11 protein-coding genes are annotated in these 15,987 nt (G+C 63.0%); 8 read left to right on the top strand and 3 right to left on the bottom strand.

The window, feature by feature from the left end:
- Nucleotides 1–77 precede the first annotated feature (77 nt).
- The 8 genes from BM400_RS21515 (at nt 78) to BM400_RS00345 (ending at nt 11,846) form a co-directional block, all read left to right on the top strand.
- On the top strand, nt 78–1,532 hold the full coding sequence (locus tag BM400_RS21515; RefSeq protein WP_175528795.1) for a sensor histidine kinase: 1,455 nt from the start codon (nt 78–80) through the stop codon (nt 1,530–1,532).
- Nucleotides 1,523–2,230, top strand: coding sequence for a response regulator transcription factor (locus tag BM400_RS00370; protein ID WP_089835581.1), 708 nt, complete (start codon nt 1,523–1,525; stop codon nt 2,228–2,230). Before BM400_RS21515 ends, BM400_RS00370 begins: the two co-directional genes overlap by 10 nt.
- Before the next feature lie 151 nt (nt 2,231–2,381).
- Entirely contained in the window at nt 2,382–3,800 is a 1,419-nt protein-coding gene (locus tag BM400_RS00365; protein WP_089835579.1) for a hypothetical protein, read from the top strand.
- Complete coding sequence (locus tag BM400_RS21850; protein WP_175528794.1) at nt 3,797–3,955, top strand: hypothetical protein; 159 nt, start codon at nt 3,797–3,799, stop codon at nt 3,953–3,955. The genes BM400_RS00365 and BM400_RS21850 overlap by 4 nt, the downstream gene beginning before the upstream one ends.
- Before the next feature lie 99 nt (nt 3,956–4,054).
- Complete coding sequence (locus BM400_RS00360; protein ID WP_089835577.1) at nt 4,055–6,979, top strand: sensor histidine kinase; 2,925 nt, start codon at nt 4,055–4,057, stop codon at nt 6,977–6,979.
- Nucleotides 6,976–7,596 carry a response regulator gene (locus tag BM400_RS00355; RefSeq protein ID WP_089835575.1) on the top strand — a complete coding sequence of 207 codons (621 nt, stop codon included), beginning with the start codon at nt 6,976–6,978 and terminating at the stop codon, nt 7,594–7,596. The genes BM400_RS00360 and BM400_RS00355 overlap by 4 nt, the downstream gene beginning before the upstream one ends.
- Nucleotides 7,597–7,683: 87 nt before the next feature.
- Nucleotides 7,684–8,001 (top strand): helix-turn-helix domain-containing protein, encoded by a 318-nt coding sequence (locus tag BM400_RS00350; protein WP_089835573.1) that lies wholly within the window; start codon nt 7,684–7,686, stop codon nt 7,999–8,001.
- Nucleotides 8,002–8,258: 257 nt separating this feature from the next.
- Nucleotides 8,259–11,846 carry a carboxypeptidase-like regulatory domain-containing protein gene (locus BM400_RS00345; protein WP_175528793.1) on the top strand — a complete coding sequence of 1,196 codons (3,588 nt, stop codon included), beginning with the start codon at nt 8,259–8,261 and terminating at the stop codon, nt 11,844–11,846.
- A gap of 325 nt (nt 11,847–12,171) precedes the next feature.
- Here the strand turns inward: BM400_RS00345 and BM400_RS00340 are convergent, their stop codons facing one another.
- The 3 genes from BM400_RS00340 to BM400_RS00330 form a co-directional block, all read right to left on the bottom strand.
- A complete protein-coding gene (locus BM400_RS00340) occupies nt 12,172–13,392 on the bottom strand; it encodes an MFS transporter (RefSeq protein ID WP_089835569.1) in 1,221 nt (406 codons plus the stop codon).
- A gap of 24 nt (nt 13,393–13,416) precedes the next feature.
- Nucleotides 13,417–14,583 (bottom strand): acyl-CoA dehydrogenase family protein, encoded by a 1,167-nt coding sequence (locus tag BM400_RS00335; RefSeq protein ID WP_089835567.1) that lies wholly within the window; start codon nt 14,581–14,583, stop codon nt 13,417–13,419.
- A gap of 104 nt (nt 14,584–14,687) precedes the next feature.
- Complete coding sequence (locus tag BM400_RS00330; RefSeq protein WP_089835565.1) at nt 14,688–15,671, bottom strand: tetratricopeptide repeat protein; 984 nt, start codon at nt 15,669–15,671, stop codon at nt 14,688–14,690.
- Between the last annotated feature and the right edge of the window lie 316 nt (nt 15,672–15,987).

Here is a 15,987-nt window from a genome sequence, read left to right as displayed (position 1 = left end):
GACATCAACCAGGCATAAGGCTCTTCTTAACGGTTTGCTTATGGCCGAATCGCTATAGTGAATACAGGCGAACCGGCATGATTGCCACACAAATTCGTAAGTCCGTGCGCAGGGTCGTCGCAGGCAGCGTCGCGGCTCTTCTGCTCACGCTGCTGGCCTTCCACTTCCACTTCAACCTCGCTTCCGCCACATCGATCCACCTCTTCCTGGTGGTGCTCATCGCGTTGCGCTGGGGCTTTCTCGAAGCCGGGATCGTCTCCATCCTTTCGACCGCCTGTCTCGACTTCTTCTTCACCGATCCGCTCTTCGCGTTCACCATCTCCGACTCCCACGACTTCGTCTCGCTGCTGACGTTTGAGGCCGCGGCCCTTCTCGTCAGCAGGCTCTCGAACCAGGCCACGCTCCACGCGCAGGCGTCCGAGCTCCATCAGCAGAGACTGCAGCGGCTCTATGAACTCAGCCAGCATGTCCTCGTCCTCGACCGCATGGGCATCGTCGAGCAGCAACTGGTGGACCTCATCCGCTTCAACCTGCAGGTGGAGGGTGTCGCTCTCTGGACCGCACGCGATCTCAGGCTTTGCCGCAGCGGAGTCTGCGGCGTCACCGACGATGCGATCCACACGGCTTTCGAAACCGGCAGCGACATCGATGACCCAGGCACGCGTACCTCGCTGCGTATCGTGCGCTCCGGCACACGGCCCATCGGTGTCCTTGTCTGCTGCGGACACACGCTCGATGTCGCGTCGATGAACGCCGCAACCTCGCTCGCCGCCGTCGCCATCGAACGCGCCCGCTCCTTCTCCACCGAGGCCAACGCGGAGGCCGCACGGCAGAGCGAGCAGCTTCGCTCCACCATCCTCGATGGCCTCGCCCACGCCTTCAAGAGTCCACTCACCACCATCATGGTTTCGAGCTCCGGTCTCCTCGCGATGAATACGCTCTCCGGCGTGGAGAAGCGACTGGTCGGCATGATCGATCGTCATGCGAGTCAGCTCAGCGATCTCACCAATCATCTCCTGCTCACCGCAAGCCTCGATCGCGCTGATTTAAAGCTCAGCCGCGAGATCGTCGATCTCGATCAACTCATCGAAAGCAGCGTCGAAGGCTGCTCCGTCGAACTGAGAAGTCATGCCATCGAACGGCTCGGCACACGCGAACGCAGCAGCGTCTATGCCGACCGCAAGCTGCTCCAGATGGCCATCGTCCAGATCCTCGATAACGCCGCGAAGTACGGCGCCCCGGGCTCTTCGTTGCTCATCGGAGTCACGCAGCAAGAGACGCAGGTGGCCATCACGATCCACAACCAGGGCTCCTTCATCCCACCCGAAGAGAGAGAAAAAGTGTTCCAGCGTTTCTATCGTTGCACCGGCTCCAGCGGAGCCGTATCCGGCACGGGGATCGGTCTCTCCGTGGTCCGGCGTATCGCCGAGGCTCATCATGGCAGTGTCTCGGTGGAGAGCGATCGTGCCTCCGGAACAACCTTCGCCATCACGCTGCCGCACGACGCGAGAAGGACCGAAACATGCCGCTGAAGAACGAACGCAAGAGCAAGGTACTCGTCATTGAAGATGACGCCGGCATCCGCGAGAGCCTCTTCGCCACCCTCGGTGCGCTCGGCTTTGCGGTCGGCGAAGCAAGCAACGGCGAGGAGGGTCTCACGCGTCTCCGCATGGTCGACTACGACGCCGTTCTGCTCGACATCAACATGCCCGGCATGGGCGGCAAGGAGACCTGTCGCAGAATCTTCCAGAACTATCCTCAACTTCCCATCATCATGCTGACCGTGCGCAACGAGGAACAGGACATCGTGGAAGCGCTCGATGCCGGAGCATGCGACTACGTCACCAAACCCTTCCAGATGGGCGAACTCACGGCAAGGCTGCGTGCCGCCATGCGCCGCACCCAGCCTTCCACGCCCAAGCCGCAGACCGTTCTTGCGATCGGCGAAATCGTTCTCGATGAGGATAGCCGCCGTGTCACCCGAGGCGCCGAGGAGGTCCATCTCACGCCGAAAGAATATGAGACGCTCCGCTTCCTCATGGAGCGCGCCGGCCGCCCCGTGCGTCACGACACCCTCCTGCAATCCGTATGGGGACCCGTCTATGGCAACGAGCGTGAGTACCTGCGCGTCATCGTCAACCAGTTACGCAGAAAGCTCGAAGACGATCCCACGCAACCCGCTTACATCCTCACCGAAAACCACATCGGCTATCGCTTTCGCGCGGAGTAGCGATCGGTCCTTCGGCTTCTTATCATCCTCCTTACGATCCCCTTATGCCTCTTTAACGGTGGCCGGACTGTAATGGAATGAGGCCGCGACGGCGCAAAGCCGCTCGCATACTCTTCCGCAGTCCCCGTGCTTGGAGGCACGGCCCCGTACCATGAATGACCCCGAGAATTACTTTGTCGTCCCCACCCATAGATTGCGCGATGTTGGCGAAACGATCCACGCATACGACGATCACTTCCGGAGAAATGGGCACTCTCCCCAGATGATCGTCTTCGACGATTCAACCCCCACCAACGTCGAGAAATACTTCCCTCTGCTCAAGGACATCAAGACCCGCTCCGACCTCTTCTACGTAGGCCCCCGCGAGAAGGAGGAGTTCATCGCATACATCAACTCCCGCCTCCGCAACAAGCGCCTCGAGCCCCTCGTCAAGAATCTCTTCCGCCCCAGTTACGGAGGCAATCGCAACTACACCCTCATGTACACCCTCGGCGGACTCATGGTCAGCTCCGACGACGACATGCGCCCCTACTCGCTCATGGAAGATAGCCCCGAGTCCCTCGATGACGACGAGATCAGCCGCGGACGCCTGCATAAAATCGGCGTCAACGGATATGCAAAGAAGTCATTCGACATGATGTCCGCCTTCATGGACGTCCTCGGCAAGCCCGTCTCCGAGGTGCCTGAGAACTACGAGCGCGGTGAGCTTCTCCTCGACACCACGATGGACCTCGAGACCAACTCCACCAAGGGCCTGGCCTCCGAGAACAGCATGACGCTCGAACGCGGCAGCATGCGCGACAACGCCATCGTGAAGATGGCGCAGACCTTTCGTTCCGGCACGAACGATATCGACGCCATCGACTTCGTCGATATGTTCCTCGAAGACGAGAAGCAGGCCAGTCCCGATGACCTCAACGACCTCTATGTCCTGGTCAACTTCCGTCCCGCGCTCACCAACAAGAACTGGCGCATGGACTGCGGCGTGGCCGGCTACGACAACACCTTTGGCCTGCCGCCCTTCTTCCCCACGCGCCTGCGCTTCGAGGATTACATCTACCGGCTGTGGATCCAGCAGGACGGCATCGTCGCCGCCCACGTCGATGCCGCGCAGCACCACACCAAGAGCAACTACATGCGCAATCCTCCCGCCTCCGAGGTGCTCAACGAAGAGATCGCGAACCTGCTCAAGCGCAAGATCAAGTCGTCCATCACGCACATGGATGAGCTGAGCATCTCGTTCGATTACACGGGCGAAGTCACGGCACAGGATGCCGAGGAGATTCTGGAGAAGATCAGCGGCCTGCATCGCCGCGCACTCGATGCAGCAGCCCGCGCCGGCAGTCAGGACCGCATCGACTCGCTTCGTCTCTTTGCAGCCAATCTGGACAAGGCCTTCTACGGCTTCGAGCCGGACTTCTTCCAGCACAACCTCCTCCGTATCGTGGACGATGCGGTCTCCGTCATCCGTGCGTCCATCGAGCTATGGCCCACGCTGGTGGAGATCTGCTACTTCCAGAAGACGCGCACCGGTCTGCCGATGATGCGTCTCAGTGGCCGGTCGCGATGAGCGAACGAGAGACAAGACAGGACACACCACGCCAGCCCGGCTCCGACGAGCGGGCTGGCGTCTTCAGTGCCATCGTCTCTGGCATCCTGTTGATGGCTGGACTCGTCGCGGTCATGGCAGCCGTCTGCCTCCTCTCGATCGAGTACGCCTCCTGATCGCAGTCGCCTGCTGACTGGAGGACCGCCTCCGCCGACCCGGCACAGTACGCTGAGCGGCGATGCTGCCTATCCGCGCGGTAAGATTACGCTCGGATCATGCGTCCCTCTTTCCTCGTACTCTGCCTCGCCGCGCTCGCCCTCATGTCCACCGGCATGCGGGCCCAGGCCCCTGCGCCGATGACGGCGCGGGTGTGGCATGTGCAGGATGGATTGACGGATCAGGTCATCCAGGCTGTCGTCCAGGGCCCCGGACACCTGCTTTGGATCGGAACCCCGCGCGGCCTGTTGCGCTTCGACGGGCAGGCCTTCTCTCCGTATGCCGGTCCCGGCAGCGAACAACTCGCAAACGGGGTCACCTGTCTGACCGCTACCTCAGATGGCAGCGTCTACGCAGGAACCGAGGGCGCGGGTCTGGTGCGCTTCCACGGATCGCAGGTGGAGCTTCTGGGTGCCGGGCAGGGAATCACCGACTCGCTCATCCGGGTCGTCACCGAAGACAGCCTGCACCACATCTGGATCGGCACCGACCACGGTCTCTTCGTCGGAGACAAGAGCGTCTTCCACAACGCGATGCCCGCGAAGCAGTACACCAACCTGGGCTGGACCTCCGTGGTGCAGGCGCACGACGGAGCCATGTGGGCCGGCGGCAGCGATCTGTTGCGTATCGCCAACGGAGAGGTGAAGCCCTATAAACTTCCCTCCCGCAGCGGCTCGATCCGCGTGAAAGCCATCGTCGAGGACACGGACGGAACCATCCTCGTCGGTGCCGTCTCCGGGCTCTTCCTCCGTGGTGCGAACGACACCTTCACGCAGGTTCCCGCGGTGCAGGGCATCATCCGGATGTTTGGCCGGCTCCCCTCGGCGGAGCTTCTGGTCGGCACCGCCGGCTTCGGCATGTACGTCCGCCGCTCCGGCCGGTTCGAGCGCGCCGAGATCGCCGCGCTGCCCAGCGAGACGCTCCTCAGCAGCACGGTGGATACCGAGGGAAACTCCTGGATCGGCACGCAGAGCGGTTTGGTCCGGCTCAGCGAGACCAATCTGCAGTTGGTCCCTCTGCCCACCTTCACCTCGGACTACGGAACCATCAGCCAGGATGGCGACGGAGGCTTCTGGTTCTGCTCGAACGGCGTCTACCAACTGCGTGGACGGAAGATCGAATCGTACCGCTTCCCATGGCTCGGCTCCGCCATCGTCCGTGTCGTGATGCGCGATGCCAGCGGAGCGATCTGGATCGGCACCGCAGGAAGCGGTGTCTTTCGGCTCGCCCCGGACGGACGCCACCAGCAGTTCACTCAGGAGGTCGGCACCAACTATATTCGCGGCTTCCTCCAGGCGCGCGACGGAGGCATCTGGATCGCGACCGACGGCGGTATCAGCCTCTGGAAAGACGGGCACATCCGCAACTACCACAAGGTGCGCGGCGCACCCCACACGCTCGTCACCTCCATGTTCGAAGACGCGAGCGGACGCCTGTGGGTCGGCACGCAGCGCGGCCTCTATCAATGGCAGGATGGCGGCTTTCAACTCCCCCAACCGAACTTCGAACTCCCTTCCGGCCCGGTCTGGTCCGTCTACGGCAAGGCAGACGGCACCCTCTGGCTCGGCACAAACACTGGCCTGTTCCTCCTGCAGTCAGGCGTCCTCAAACAGGTGCCGCTCGGTGGCGGACAAGGGAACCAGGCCGTCTTCCACATCATGGAATCGAACACGCCCGCCTCGAAGGCGGCATTCTGGATCTCCGGCCCCACCCAGATCATGCGTGTCTCCGAGAACGAGCTGCTGCGCGCCGCCGGGCGTCCGGCTCCCTCGCAGTCCATGGCCTCCGACACCTACTCCGTCACCGATGCCTTTCCCTCCGCCGAGCTCTTCACCGGCATGCAGCAGTCGGGCAGTGTGGACCGCGACGGCAGCGCATGGTTTCCCAGCTCGCTCGGCCCCATCCACGTCCTTCCCAGTCCCGCCGCCCAGCCCCCGCTGCCCGTGCCCATTGCGATTCGCGTCCTGGTCGATGGCAACCCCGTCGATCTCTCCACGCAACTCCATCTCCGCGCCGGCACCCAGACCGTGCAGGTGGAGTACGCGCCCGTCATGCTCAGCGCGCAATCCGGCGTTCGCTTCCGTCAGCGCCTCAGCCCCGACCCCAACTGGACCGCGGCCAGCACCGCCCGCACCGCCCTCTACACCGGCATGGACGTCGGAAGCCACACCTACGAAGTCCAGGCTATCGATTCCGAACAGCGCATCCTCGGCCACGCGCAGTTTGAGCTCTATCAAAGCCCATATTTCTATCAGCGCATCTGGTTCTGGATCGCCGTCCTCTTTGCCCTCGCAGCCGCCATGTTCTGGATCGACCGCATGCGCATCCAGCGTCTGCAGATCGGCTTCCACGCCGTGGCCCGCGAGCGTGGCCGTCTCGCCCGCGAGATGCACGACACCCTCATTCAGGGTTGCCAGGCCGTCTCCGCCCTGCTCGAAGCCATCGCCGTGCAGCCCGCCGGCTCGGAAGAATCGAAGACCTGGCTGCAGTACGCCCGCGAGCAGATCAAGGCGACCATCGTGGAAGCCCGCGCCGCCGTCTGGGATCTTCGCGGCCAGGATGCCGACGAATCCCTCGAAGGCGCACTCCTCGCCATGACGCAGCAAAAGTCCCGCCCCGGTGCGGCGACTATCTCTTTCACCCGGCTCGGCCCCGAGCCCCGCCTCCCCCACACCATCACCCACGAACTCGTCATGAGCGCGCGCGAGGCCCTCATCAACGCCCTCACCCATAGCGCCGCCACCCAGGTGAAGCTGCATCTCCTCGCCACAAAGTCCCAACTCGAGGTCACCATCTCCGACAACGGAGAGGGCTTCTCGGTCATCGGCGCCGACGCAACCCACGGCCGCTTCGGCCTCGTCGGCATGAAGGAGCGCATGGCCAGAATCGGCGGAGACTGCCTCGTCTCCAGCGCGCCGCACAGTGGGACAATAGTGAAACTGACGTACCCCCTGCGTGAGAGGAGCAACCCGGTACAGCCATGAGCCTGATCACCATCCTGATCGTCGAAGACCATCCCATCATGCGCTTCGGCATCGCCGCCATGATCTCCTCGCAGCCCGACATGAAGGTCGTCGGACAGGCCGCCGAGGCCGCCTCCGCGGAGACGCTCTTCCTCAGCCTCCGGCCCGACGTCGTCATCGTCGATCTCCGTCTGCCCGGCGAGAGCGGCGTCGACCTCATCCGCAAGCTGCAGGACCGTTCTCACAACGCCGCGTTCCTCGTCCTCACCACCTACGAAGGCGACGAAGACATCTTTCAGGCCATGCAGGCCGGCGCACGCGGCTATCTCATCAAGGGGATGTCGCAGGAGAGCCTCATCCAGGGCATCTACGCAGTACACGCCGGCCGCCGCTTCCTTCCGCAGGAGATCCGTGAAAAGCTCAGCGCCCGCAACCCCCACGACACCCTCAGCGAGCGCGAAAAAGAGGTACTCGGCCTCCTCGCCCGCGGCATGAGCAACAAGACCATCGCTGCAACCCTCGGCGTCACCGAAGGCACCATCAAGACCCACGTCGGCGTCATCCTCGCCTGCCTCGGTGCCGAAGACCGTACCCAGGCCGTGCTCGTCGCCATCCAGCGCGGACTCGTTCACCTTTAGCCTTCCACCGCATCATACTTTCGGCTGATTACAAACCTCACCTCCCGTCTCTACAGTGGTAACGCTACACGCACACCACAGGAGAGCATGCGAGAAGCCCTGCCCAAGCCGAGGTTCCATCTCGACGACCTTGAGATCGTCAAAGCGAGCCGCTCCCAGCGCTCCATGGACCAGCACCCCGACGTCGATCGAAGCTATATCGTCCCGGTCCTCCTCAAGGCTTTCAACGTCATCGACCGGGTCCAGCACGGCGGCCCGTCCGTCAACGTCAAGAGCATCGCCCGCGAGCTCGGCTACTCCTACAGCACCGTCTACCGCATCGTCCGGACGCTGGTCGCGTGCGGCTATCTCGGCGACCGCGAGGTCATCCAGCCCCTCGGTCGACGCCCCCGCCGCAAGGCATGAGCCCGGCTCCTCCCGCGCCACGCCAGTCCCTCGCTGCGGCCTGGGCACATCCAGAAATAAATTCCTATGAGAAATTATTTCGCCCCCAGTCATACTTAAGTCCCATCACAACCGTGCTAACCGGCACGTAGAGTCCTCCATGCAGCCGGATCGAGATCCCAACAGACCCCTGTTCGAAGCCCATCGCAACGGGCGCGGACTCGTGGCTATCCAGCCGCACGCACGCAATCGCACGAATCGCTATGGAGGCAATACCGATGCATCGTTCATCCAACCCAGGCCGCCTGGGAAACCTTTTCTTCGCGCTCATCCTGCTCGTCCTCGGGTTCGGCCACGCGGCCCTCGCACAGGCCGGTGCCGGCAGCATCCAGGGCATCATCGCCGACCCCTCGGGCGCGGTCATTCCCAACGCCATCGTCAACGCCACTAACAGCGCGACCGGCGTCGTCACCAGCCGTAAATCCACCGGATCCGGCCTCTACAACATCTCGCCCCTCCAGATCGGCGAATACACCGTCACCGTCATCGCCCCCGGCTTCGGCCCGCGCACCCAGGAGCACATCCAGGTCGACGCCCTCGCCACCATCTCGCTCAACCTCGAGTTGAAGCCCGGCACCGATACCGTCATCACCGTCTCCACCCCCTCGCTCAACGCCTCCAACGGCACCGTCGGCGACACCGTCAACAGCCAGGACTACCAGCTCCTGCCCCTCGTCATGAACTCCGCCCCGCGTAACCCAGTCGCCTTCGTCAACCTGGCCAACGGCGTCGACTCCACCCGCGGATACAACGGCGGTGCCGTCAACTATCACAACGAGACCTACCTCGAAGGCGTCGTCGCCAGCGGCATCAACCAGCAGGGCGCAGCCAACAACACCAGCCTCGGCGCCATCATCGAGGCCGTCGACGAGTCGCAGGTCCAGACCATCGGAATCTCCGCCAAGTACCAGGGCCAGGGCTTCAACAACTTCACCATGCGCTCCGGCACCAACAAGTTCCACGGCACCGCCTTCGAGTTCTTCCGCAACACCGAACTCGACACCTGGAACTACCTCGCCAAATCCGTCATCAACCCCGCCACCGGCAAGGCCACCAAGCCCGTCGAGAAGCAGAACGAGTACGGCCTTGTCATCGGCGGACCCATCATGAAGGAGAAGGCCTTCTTCTTCGCCGGATACGAGCGCATGGCCTACCGCAGCCTGCCCAACCCCGGCTACTTCACCCTGCCCACCCTCGCCATGCGCAACGGTGACTTCTCCGCCTTCGCTGCCTCCACCGGATATCACATCTACGACCCCGCCACGACCACCTGCATCAACAACGGAGCCAACTGCCGCCGTAACCAGTTCCCCGGCGACATCATCCCCGCCTCGCGCATCTCGGCCATCTCCAAGGCCGCGCAGGCCTTCCTGCCGACGAACCTCGCCAACGGCAACTACCAGAACAACTACCTCGGGAGCCAGTCCACCGGCTACAACTACTTCAAGGCCAGCGGCAAGCTCGACTACCAGTACACCCCCACACAGCGCCTTAGCCTCGTGTACCTCGTCGGCCAGCGCGCGAACTCCGCCGGTGCCCTTGACTCCGGCTCCATCCTTCCTCTGCCGTACTCCGCCACCACCAGCACCACGCTCTTCAACAACACCGGCATCATCGGCCACAACTGGGTCATCTCGCCCAACATGGTCAACGACATCAAGTACAGCTACTTCCGCAACGAGACCATCCAGGCCGATCCCACCCTCACCCCGCAGTACGCCCTCTCCACCCTCGGCTTCCAGAACACGCTCCCAGGATGGGGCGGCGGCAGCTTCATCAAGACGGCCTTCAGCGGCAACAACGGCCTGACCAGTTGGGATGGAAGCGGTACCACCCTCAACACCAACCGTCCCCAGAACCTCCTCGTCAACACCTACGGACTCACCGACGATCTGCAGTGGACCAGGGGACGCCACAGCATCTCCGTCGGCGCGCAGATGGAGTGGTACCAGTACAACTCCGCCCTGCCCGCCACCGGCACTGGCGTCAGCTTCTCCTTCGATACCTCCACCTCGGCCATGTTCACCGGGCAGGAAGCCGTCGGCGCTCCGGCCACCTACGGCAAGAGCTCCGTCACCACCACCAGCGGCAACGCCTACGTCGGCTATCTTCTCGGCTCGACCACCTCGGCGTACGTAGCGGACCAGCGCGCCCTCGGCGTTCTTGGCGGTCGCTTCAAGGCCCTTTCGCCCTACATTCAGGATGACTGGAAGGCCTCGCAGAACCTCACCATCAACGCCGGACTCCGCTGGGACATCTACGGCTCCTACCACGAGGTCCTCGACCGCATGTCCTTCTTCAATCCCGATATCCCCAACCCCGTCGCCCACGGCGCCATGGGCGTCATCGAGTACAACGGCAAGGGCAACCAGTACTACTGCAACTGCGACACCCGCGTAAAGACCTACTGGGGTAACGTGGAGCCGCGCCTCGGCTTCGCCTATCAGGCAGCGAAGGATCTCGTCTTCCGCGGCTCCTTCGGCATCTCGGCCACGCACGCTGGTGGAACCGGCGGACGCGGCGGAGCCCGCGAAGGCACCAACCAGATCGGCCTCGCGGCCAGCACCAACCTCGCCCAGTCCCTCGGGTACGAGTCGCCCTATAGCTGGACGAACCCGCTCTTCACCGCCACGCCGCCCACCTTCGACAACACCTACGGCGTCGGCCTCACCACCACCCCGGGCTTCACCGCCCCTGGCCAGACCGTCTTCTACGACGAGCCCTATCTTGCCAGCCGCTCCGCCTACTATGAGAACTACAGCTTCGGTCTCCAGAAGGCCGTCACCAACAAGACCACCGTCTCCATCGACTACAGCGGTTCGCTCGGTCACTTCCTCCCCAATGGCAACGGCCACGGCATCTTCAGCAACCAGGCTCAGCCCCAGTACCTCGTCCTGGGCAGTCTGCTGACGGCCCCGGCCAACCCCACCAACCTCGCCGCCGCCAACGCGCTGCTGGCGCAGAACGGCATGGCATCCATCTCCCTGCCATACACCAACTACAACACCACCACGGGAACGATCGGCCAGGCCCTCCGTCCCTTCCCCCAGTACACCATCTCCAACAACTTCCAGAACGACGGCAACTCCAAGTACAACGCCTTCGAGTTCACCCTCAAGCAGCGCGCCTATCACGGCCTCTCGCTCACGGTGAACTACACCTACTCCCGCCTCTACGACAACCTCGCCGCTCGCACCTCTACTTACGTCAAATCGAACGCGTACAACATCGACAACGGCCCACAGTCGCTGCATATCTACGGAAGCTGGGTCACGCCGTCTGCCTCCGGCAAGCGCCTGGTGCGCGGTCTGACAGGCGGCTGGGTCATCTCCAGCATCTACTCCTACAACTCCGGCAACCCGCTGGTCTACACCACCTCCTGCGCCGGTCAGTTCGCCTTCTTTGGCGGATGCCGCCCAAGCCTCAACCCCAACTTCACCGGCCAGCTCCGCACGTCGGTGCCCTACGGCTCGCGCAACTTCAAGGAAGCCGCCTTCGTCCCATCGCTCTCCTCCTCCCCCAACGCGCCGTTCCTCACCTCGGCCACGGCCTTCGGCAACGCACCCTATGCCAAGGCCTACGGCGTCACCGGCCCCAGCACCAAGGACCTCGACGCCAGCATCCGCCGCACCTTCGGCCCCTTTGAGCATGCCCGCTTCACCATCGGGGCCGACATGTTCAACGTCACCAACCACGTGGAAGCCACCGGTCTCACCACCGGAATCACCAGCACCGCCTTCGGAACCGCGAGCAAGCAGAGCAACACGTCACGCGACGTGCAGCTCAACGCGAAGATCGAGTTCTAAGGTCGGACTGCTCCGGAGAAAAGGCCGTTGCCCTGGGGCAGCGGCCTTTCGCTTTGCTCGTCCTTGCCCGATACCGACCCTCGTCCCCGGGGAAACGCGTGCGATCGTTCACGCGAAAACAAGCGCACCATGTTTTCCATGCACGGTGGCCACAAAATCCATACATTCCTCCACGTTTCACGGCCCGGAAAGTCTCTGGAGAAGCAAAGGGGTTTTCGCATCGCCGGTCCCTAAGTCCTTTAGAACACCAGGATAGCGGCCATGTAAAAAGTGCACCCAAAGCGGTGCACTTCATCCCACTTTTTTTGCTGGAGAGCCCAGCCTCTCAGGCGTGCAGAACCGTCTCGGTCTGGGCTCCGGGCGCTCTCTCCCCGCGCCGTCCGGTAGCATGCCGCAACCCGGCAAGAGCGATCAGCGTGAGGGCTAAACCACACACTCCATTCCACTTCCAGTGGACCCACGCCACCGTCGAGAGCGCCGATCCAGCCGCCGCACCCGAGAAGTACACGGTCATATACACCGTATTCAGGCGGCTCCGCGCCGAAGGCACCAGCCCAAAGATTCTGGTCTGGTTCGCCACCTGCATCATCTGCGCCCCCACATCCAGCACAATCACCCCCACAGCCAGCGCCGCGAGGTGTAAACCCAACGAAACATTGGCCTTCTCCTCCCCCCACAGGAAGAGATACGAGGCTGCAAGGACCGCTCCGCCCAGGGTGAGCACCCAGCGCGGCCCATGTTTATCGGCAAAACGTCCGGCAATCGACGCCGTCAGCGCCCCCGCCGCGCCCACGACACCAAAGGTTCCCGCGACCCCCGGCCCCAGTCCATAGTGGCTGTCGAGCAGGAACGCCAGCGTCGTCCAGAAGCAGCTAAATGAGGCAAACACAAGGGCTCCCAGCACGCACGACTCGCGCAGCAGGGGCTGAGTCCGCCACAGCGTCCACAAGGACGACATCGCCTCGCCATACGTCAGCGGCTGCTTCGGCGGAAGTTTCGGCATCACCTTCCACAGCAGCGGGACAAACGCCAGATTGACCGCCGCCGCGATCAAGAAGACCAGCCGCCACCCATGAATGCGGCTCACCCATCCGGCAAAGGTGCGGGCCAGCAAAATTCCCAGCAAAAGCCCCGTCATCACGATGCCGATCGCCCGCCCACGCTGGTTATCCTCGACCAGATCCGGCGCAATCGGCAAGACGATGTGCGTCACCGAGGCAAGCGCTCCGGCGATGACGCTGAAGGCGATCAGCCAGAAAAGGCTCGGAGCAAGTCCGACCAAAAGTAATGCCACCGCCACCGCCCCGTACATCCTCACCATCAAAGCGCGCCGTTCGAGCACGTCGCCGAGCGGAACGAAGCAAAGAAGTCCGACCGCATAGCCGATCTGCGTCGCGACCGCGACGAAACCCGTCTCGCCGGGATGGGCATGGTAGCTCTGGCCCATCTCTAACAAAAGAGGCTGGTTATAGTAGATCGTGGAGACCCCGACCGCGCACGCCAGCCCTAAAAAAGGGAGGTTGGTGGGTTTGGCGGAAGGCTTCATTCTTCCAGTGTAAACGCTGGGTGGCTAGACCTTTCCGAGGGTCAGCTTGGCGATCGTGGCAAGCTGCATGAAGGAAGTTCCTTCATAGATCTTGCCGATCTTGGCGTCGCGATAGAGCTTCTCAACGGGATAATCCTTGACGAAACCGGAGCCTCCGTAGACCTCGACCGCGAGGGAGGCGACCTTCTCGGCGACGTGCGAGGCGTAGTACTTCGCCATCGCCGCCTCCTTGAGGAACTCGCTGCCGTTATCCTTCAGGCGGGCGGCGTTGTAGACCATCAGGCGGGCTGCCTCGATCTCGGTGGCCATCTCGGCGAGTTGGAACTGCATCGCCTGAAACTCGACCAGCGCTTTGCCGAACTGTTTGCGCTCTTTCGCCCATTTGGCGGCGTGTCCCCAGGCGCCGTCGGCGAGCCCGAGCATCTGGGCGGCGATGCCGATGCGGCCCTCGTTCAGGGTCTCGATGGCGATCTTGTAGCCGATACCGGGCTTTCCGAGCACGTCGGCCGAGGGCACGAAGCAGTCGTCGAAGAGCAGGGCAGCGGTCGAGGAGGCGCGAATGCCGAGCTTGTCTTCCTTCTTGCCGAGCGTGAAGCCGGCTGCACCTTTTTCGACCAGGAAGGCCGTGATGCCCTTGTAACCCAGCGCTGGATCGAGGGTGGCGAAGACGATGAAAAGGCCCGATTCCATCGCATTGGTGATCCATAACTTCTGCCCGCTCAACAGATAGCCACCTTCAACGGCGGTGGCACGGGTCTGGAGGGCGAAGGCGTCGGAGCCGCTCGAGGCCTCCGACAGGGCGTAGCTGGCGACGGTGTCGGTAGCCAGTTTCGGCAGGAATCTGGACTTCTGGGCCTCGTTGCCCCACTTGATCAGGGCGTTGATGGTGAGGGTGTTCTGGACGTCCACCAGCACGCCGACCGAGGGATCGACTGCGGAGAGCGCCTCCACGGCAAGAATGGCGTCAAAGAAGCTGCCGCCGGAGCCGCCGAACTGCTCGGGGATCTCGATCCCCATGAGACCCATTGCGAAGAGCTGCTTGAGCAGAGCGGGGTCGAGCTTCTGGGCCTCGTCCATGGCGCGGGCCATGGGGGCGATCTCGTTGTGGGCGAACTTGCGGACGGTATCGCGGAAGAAGAGCTCCTCTTCGCCGAGTTGCGTCAGGGCGAGGGGCTTGGTGGTAGCTGGCATGGAAGACCTCAACCCGGCGAGTTTAGCATTGAGAGAACATGGCTGAATAGTCATTCAGTCCCGCGATGCGTGCCCTCCCGCCGTCTTCTGCGGCCCTAATTCTTCTATCCGGCTGCGTCGTGCTTCAGGAGGGCTTTGCCGCACTGTTTGCCGAAGCGGCTGACGATGGAGAGCTTTTCGCCGGAGAGGATCTTCCTGGCTTGCCCCTTGGCGTGGGCGGCCCATGGTCCTACCGGATCGAGGCGGGCGTAGGCGAGCCAGTGGGCGAGGGCGCGGCGCTTCTCGCCCTTGCGCTCGAAGGCGAGGGCAAGGTTGTAGTGGGCGTCGGCGTAGCTGGGCACGAGTACGACGGCGCGCTGGTAACACTCGACGGCCTCGTGGACACGCTGCAGTTCATCGAGCACGTTGCCGAGATCGAAGAAGGCAAGCGCGTAGTCGGGATCGGCGTTGGTGGCGCGACGGTACATCGCCTCGGCAGTTTCGAAGTCACGCAGCGTGTAATAGATGGTGCCGAGGTTGATGCAGGCGGGGGCGTGCCGCGGATCGAGCGCCAGGATCTCGCGGTAGAGCTGCATGGCCTGTTCGCGGGCGTTGGGGTCCTCTTCGAGCTTGACGGCGCGCAGGAACATCTCCTGCAGACCGGGCACGGTGGGCGCGACCATGGGTTCGCCCGAGCGCACCACACGCAGACGTCGATCGGGTGCGAGCTCGAAGTCGAAGGCGAGTTGCTGGGTGAAGGGGTCGACGAGCGCCCCGGCGTAGCGGTAAGAGAGGCGCGATCCGCGACGGACCATGCTGGCTTCGAGCAGGGGATTGCTGAGGCCGGCGACGCGCTGCATCGCATCGACCGAGGCGCGGATGCTGCGGACGGAGATCCGGGTCGCCTGCAGGTCGCGGAGAGTCCGCATCTGCGAGAGGTCTTCAAAGCTGTAGGGAAGGTCGAGTTCGCTCGGCTGATCCTTGGAGAGAATCAGGCCCGCGCGCTCCCATGCGGTGAGCTGGCGCGGATGCACGCGAAGGATCCGCAGAACGTCTTGGCGACTGTATCGGGTCACTGTTGGTCTCGGTGGCACCGTGTACGCACTCATCTAGGAATGAGTATGGGGCGCAAGCGACCGTGGATCAAGAGCTTTAGACGTGGGTTTGAAGGAAATCAGTGGATAACGTGTACCAAGCGTGATTCCAAGGCAACCACGCGCGAATCATGCGCTTAGATCTCTTCTTCAGAGCCTTTGAACATGGTCACGATGCAGGGGGCGATCAGCATTCCGATGAAGACGATGGCGATGATGGCATTGTGCATGGGAGGAAGTCTCATTTCTGTCGCGAGGCTCTTTGTCCCTGCTGACAAGACAAGAGTCTCGCGTTTTCATGAGGGGGGATATTCCCCGTTGGATCGGAGGG

The sequence above is a fragment of the Granulicella pectinivorans genome (genome assembly GCF_900114625.1).
Taxonomy (GTDB): Bacteria; Acidobacteriota; Terriglobia; order Terriglobales; family Acidobacteriaceae; genus Edaphobacter; species Edaphobacter pectinivorans.
This window is presented reverse-complemented; position numbering and strand designations above follow the sequence as displayed.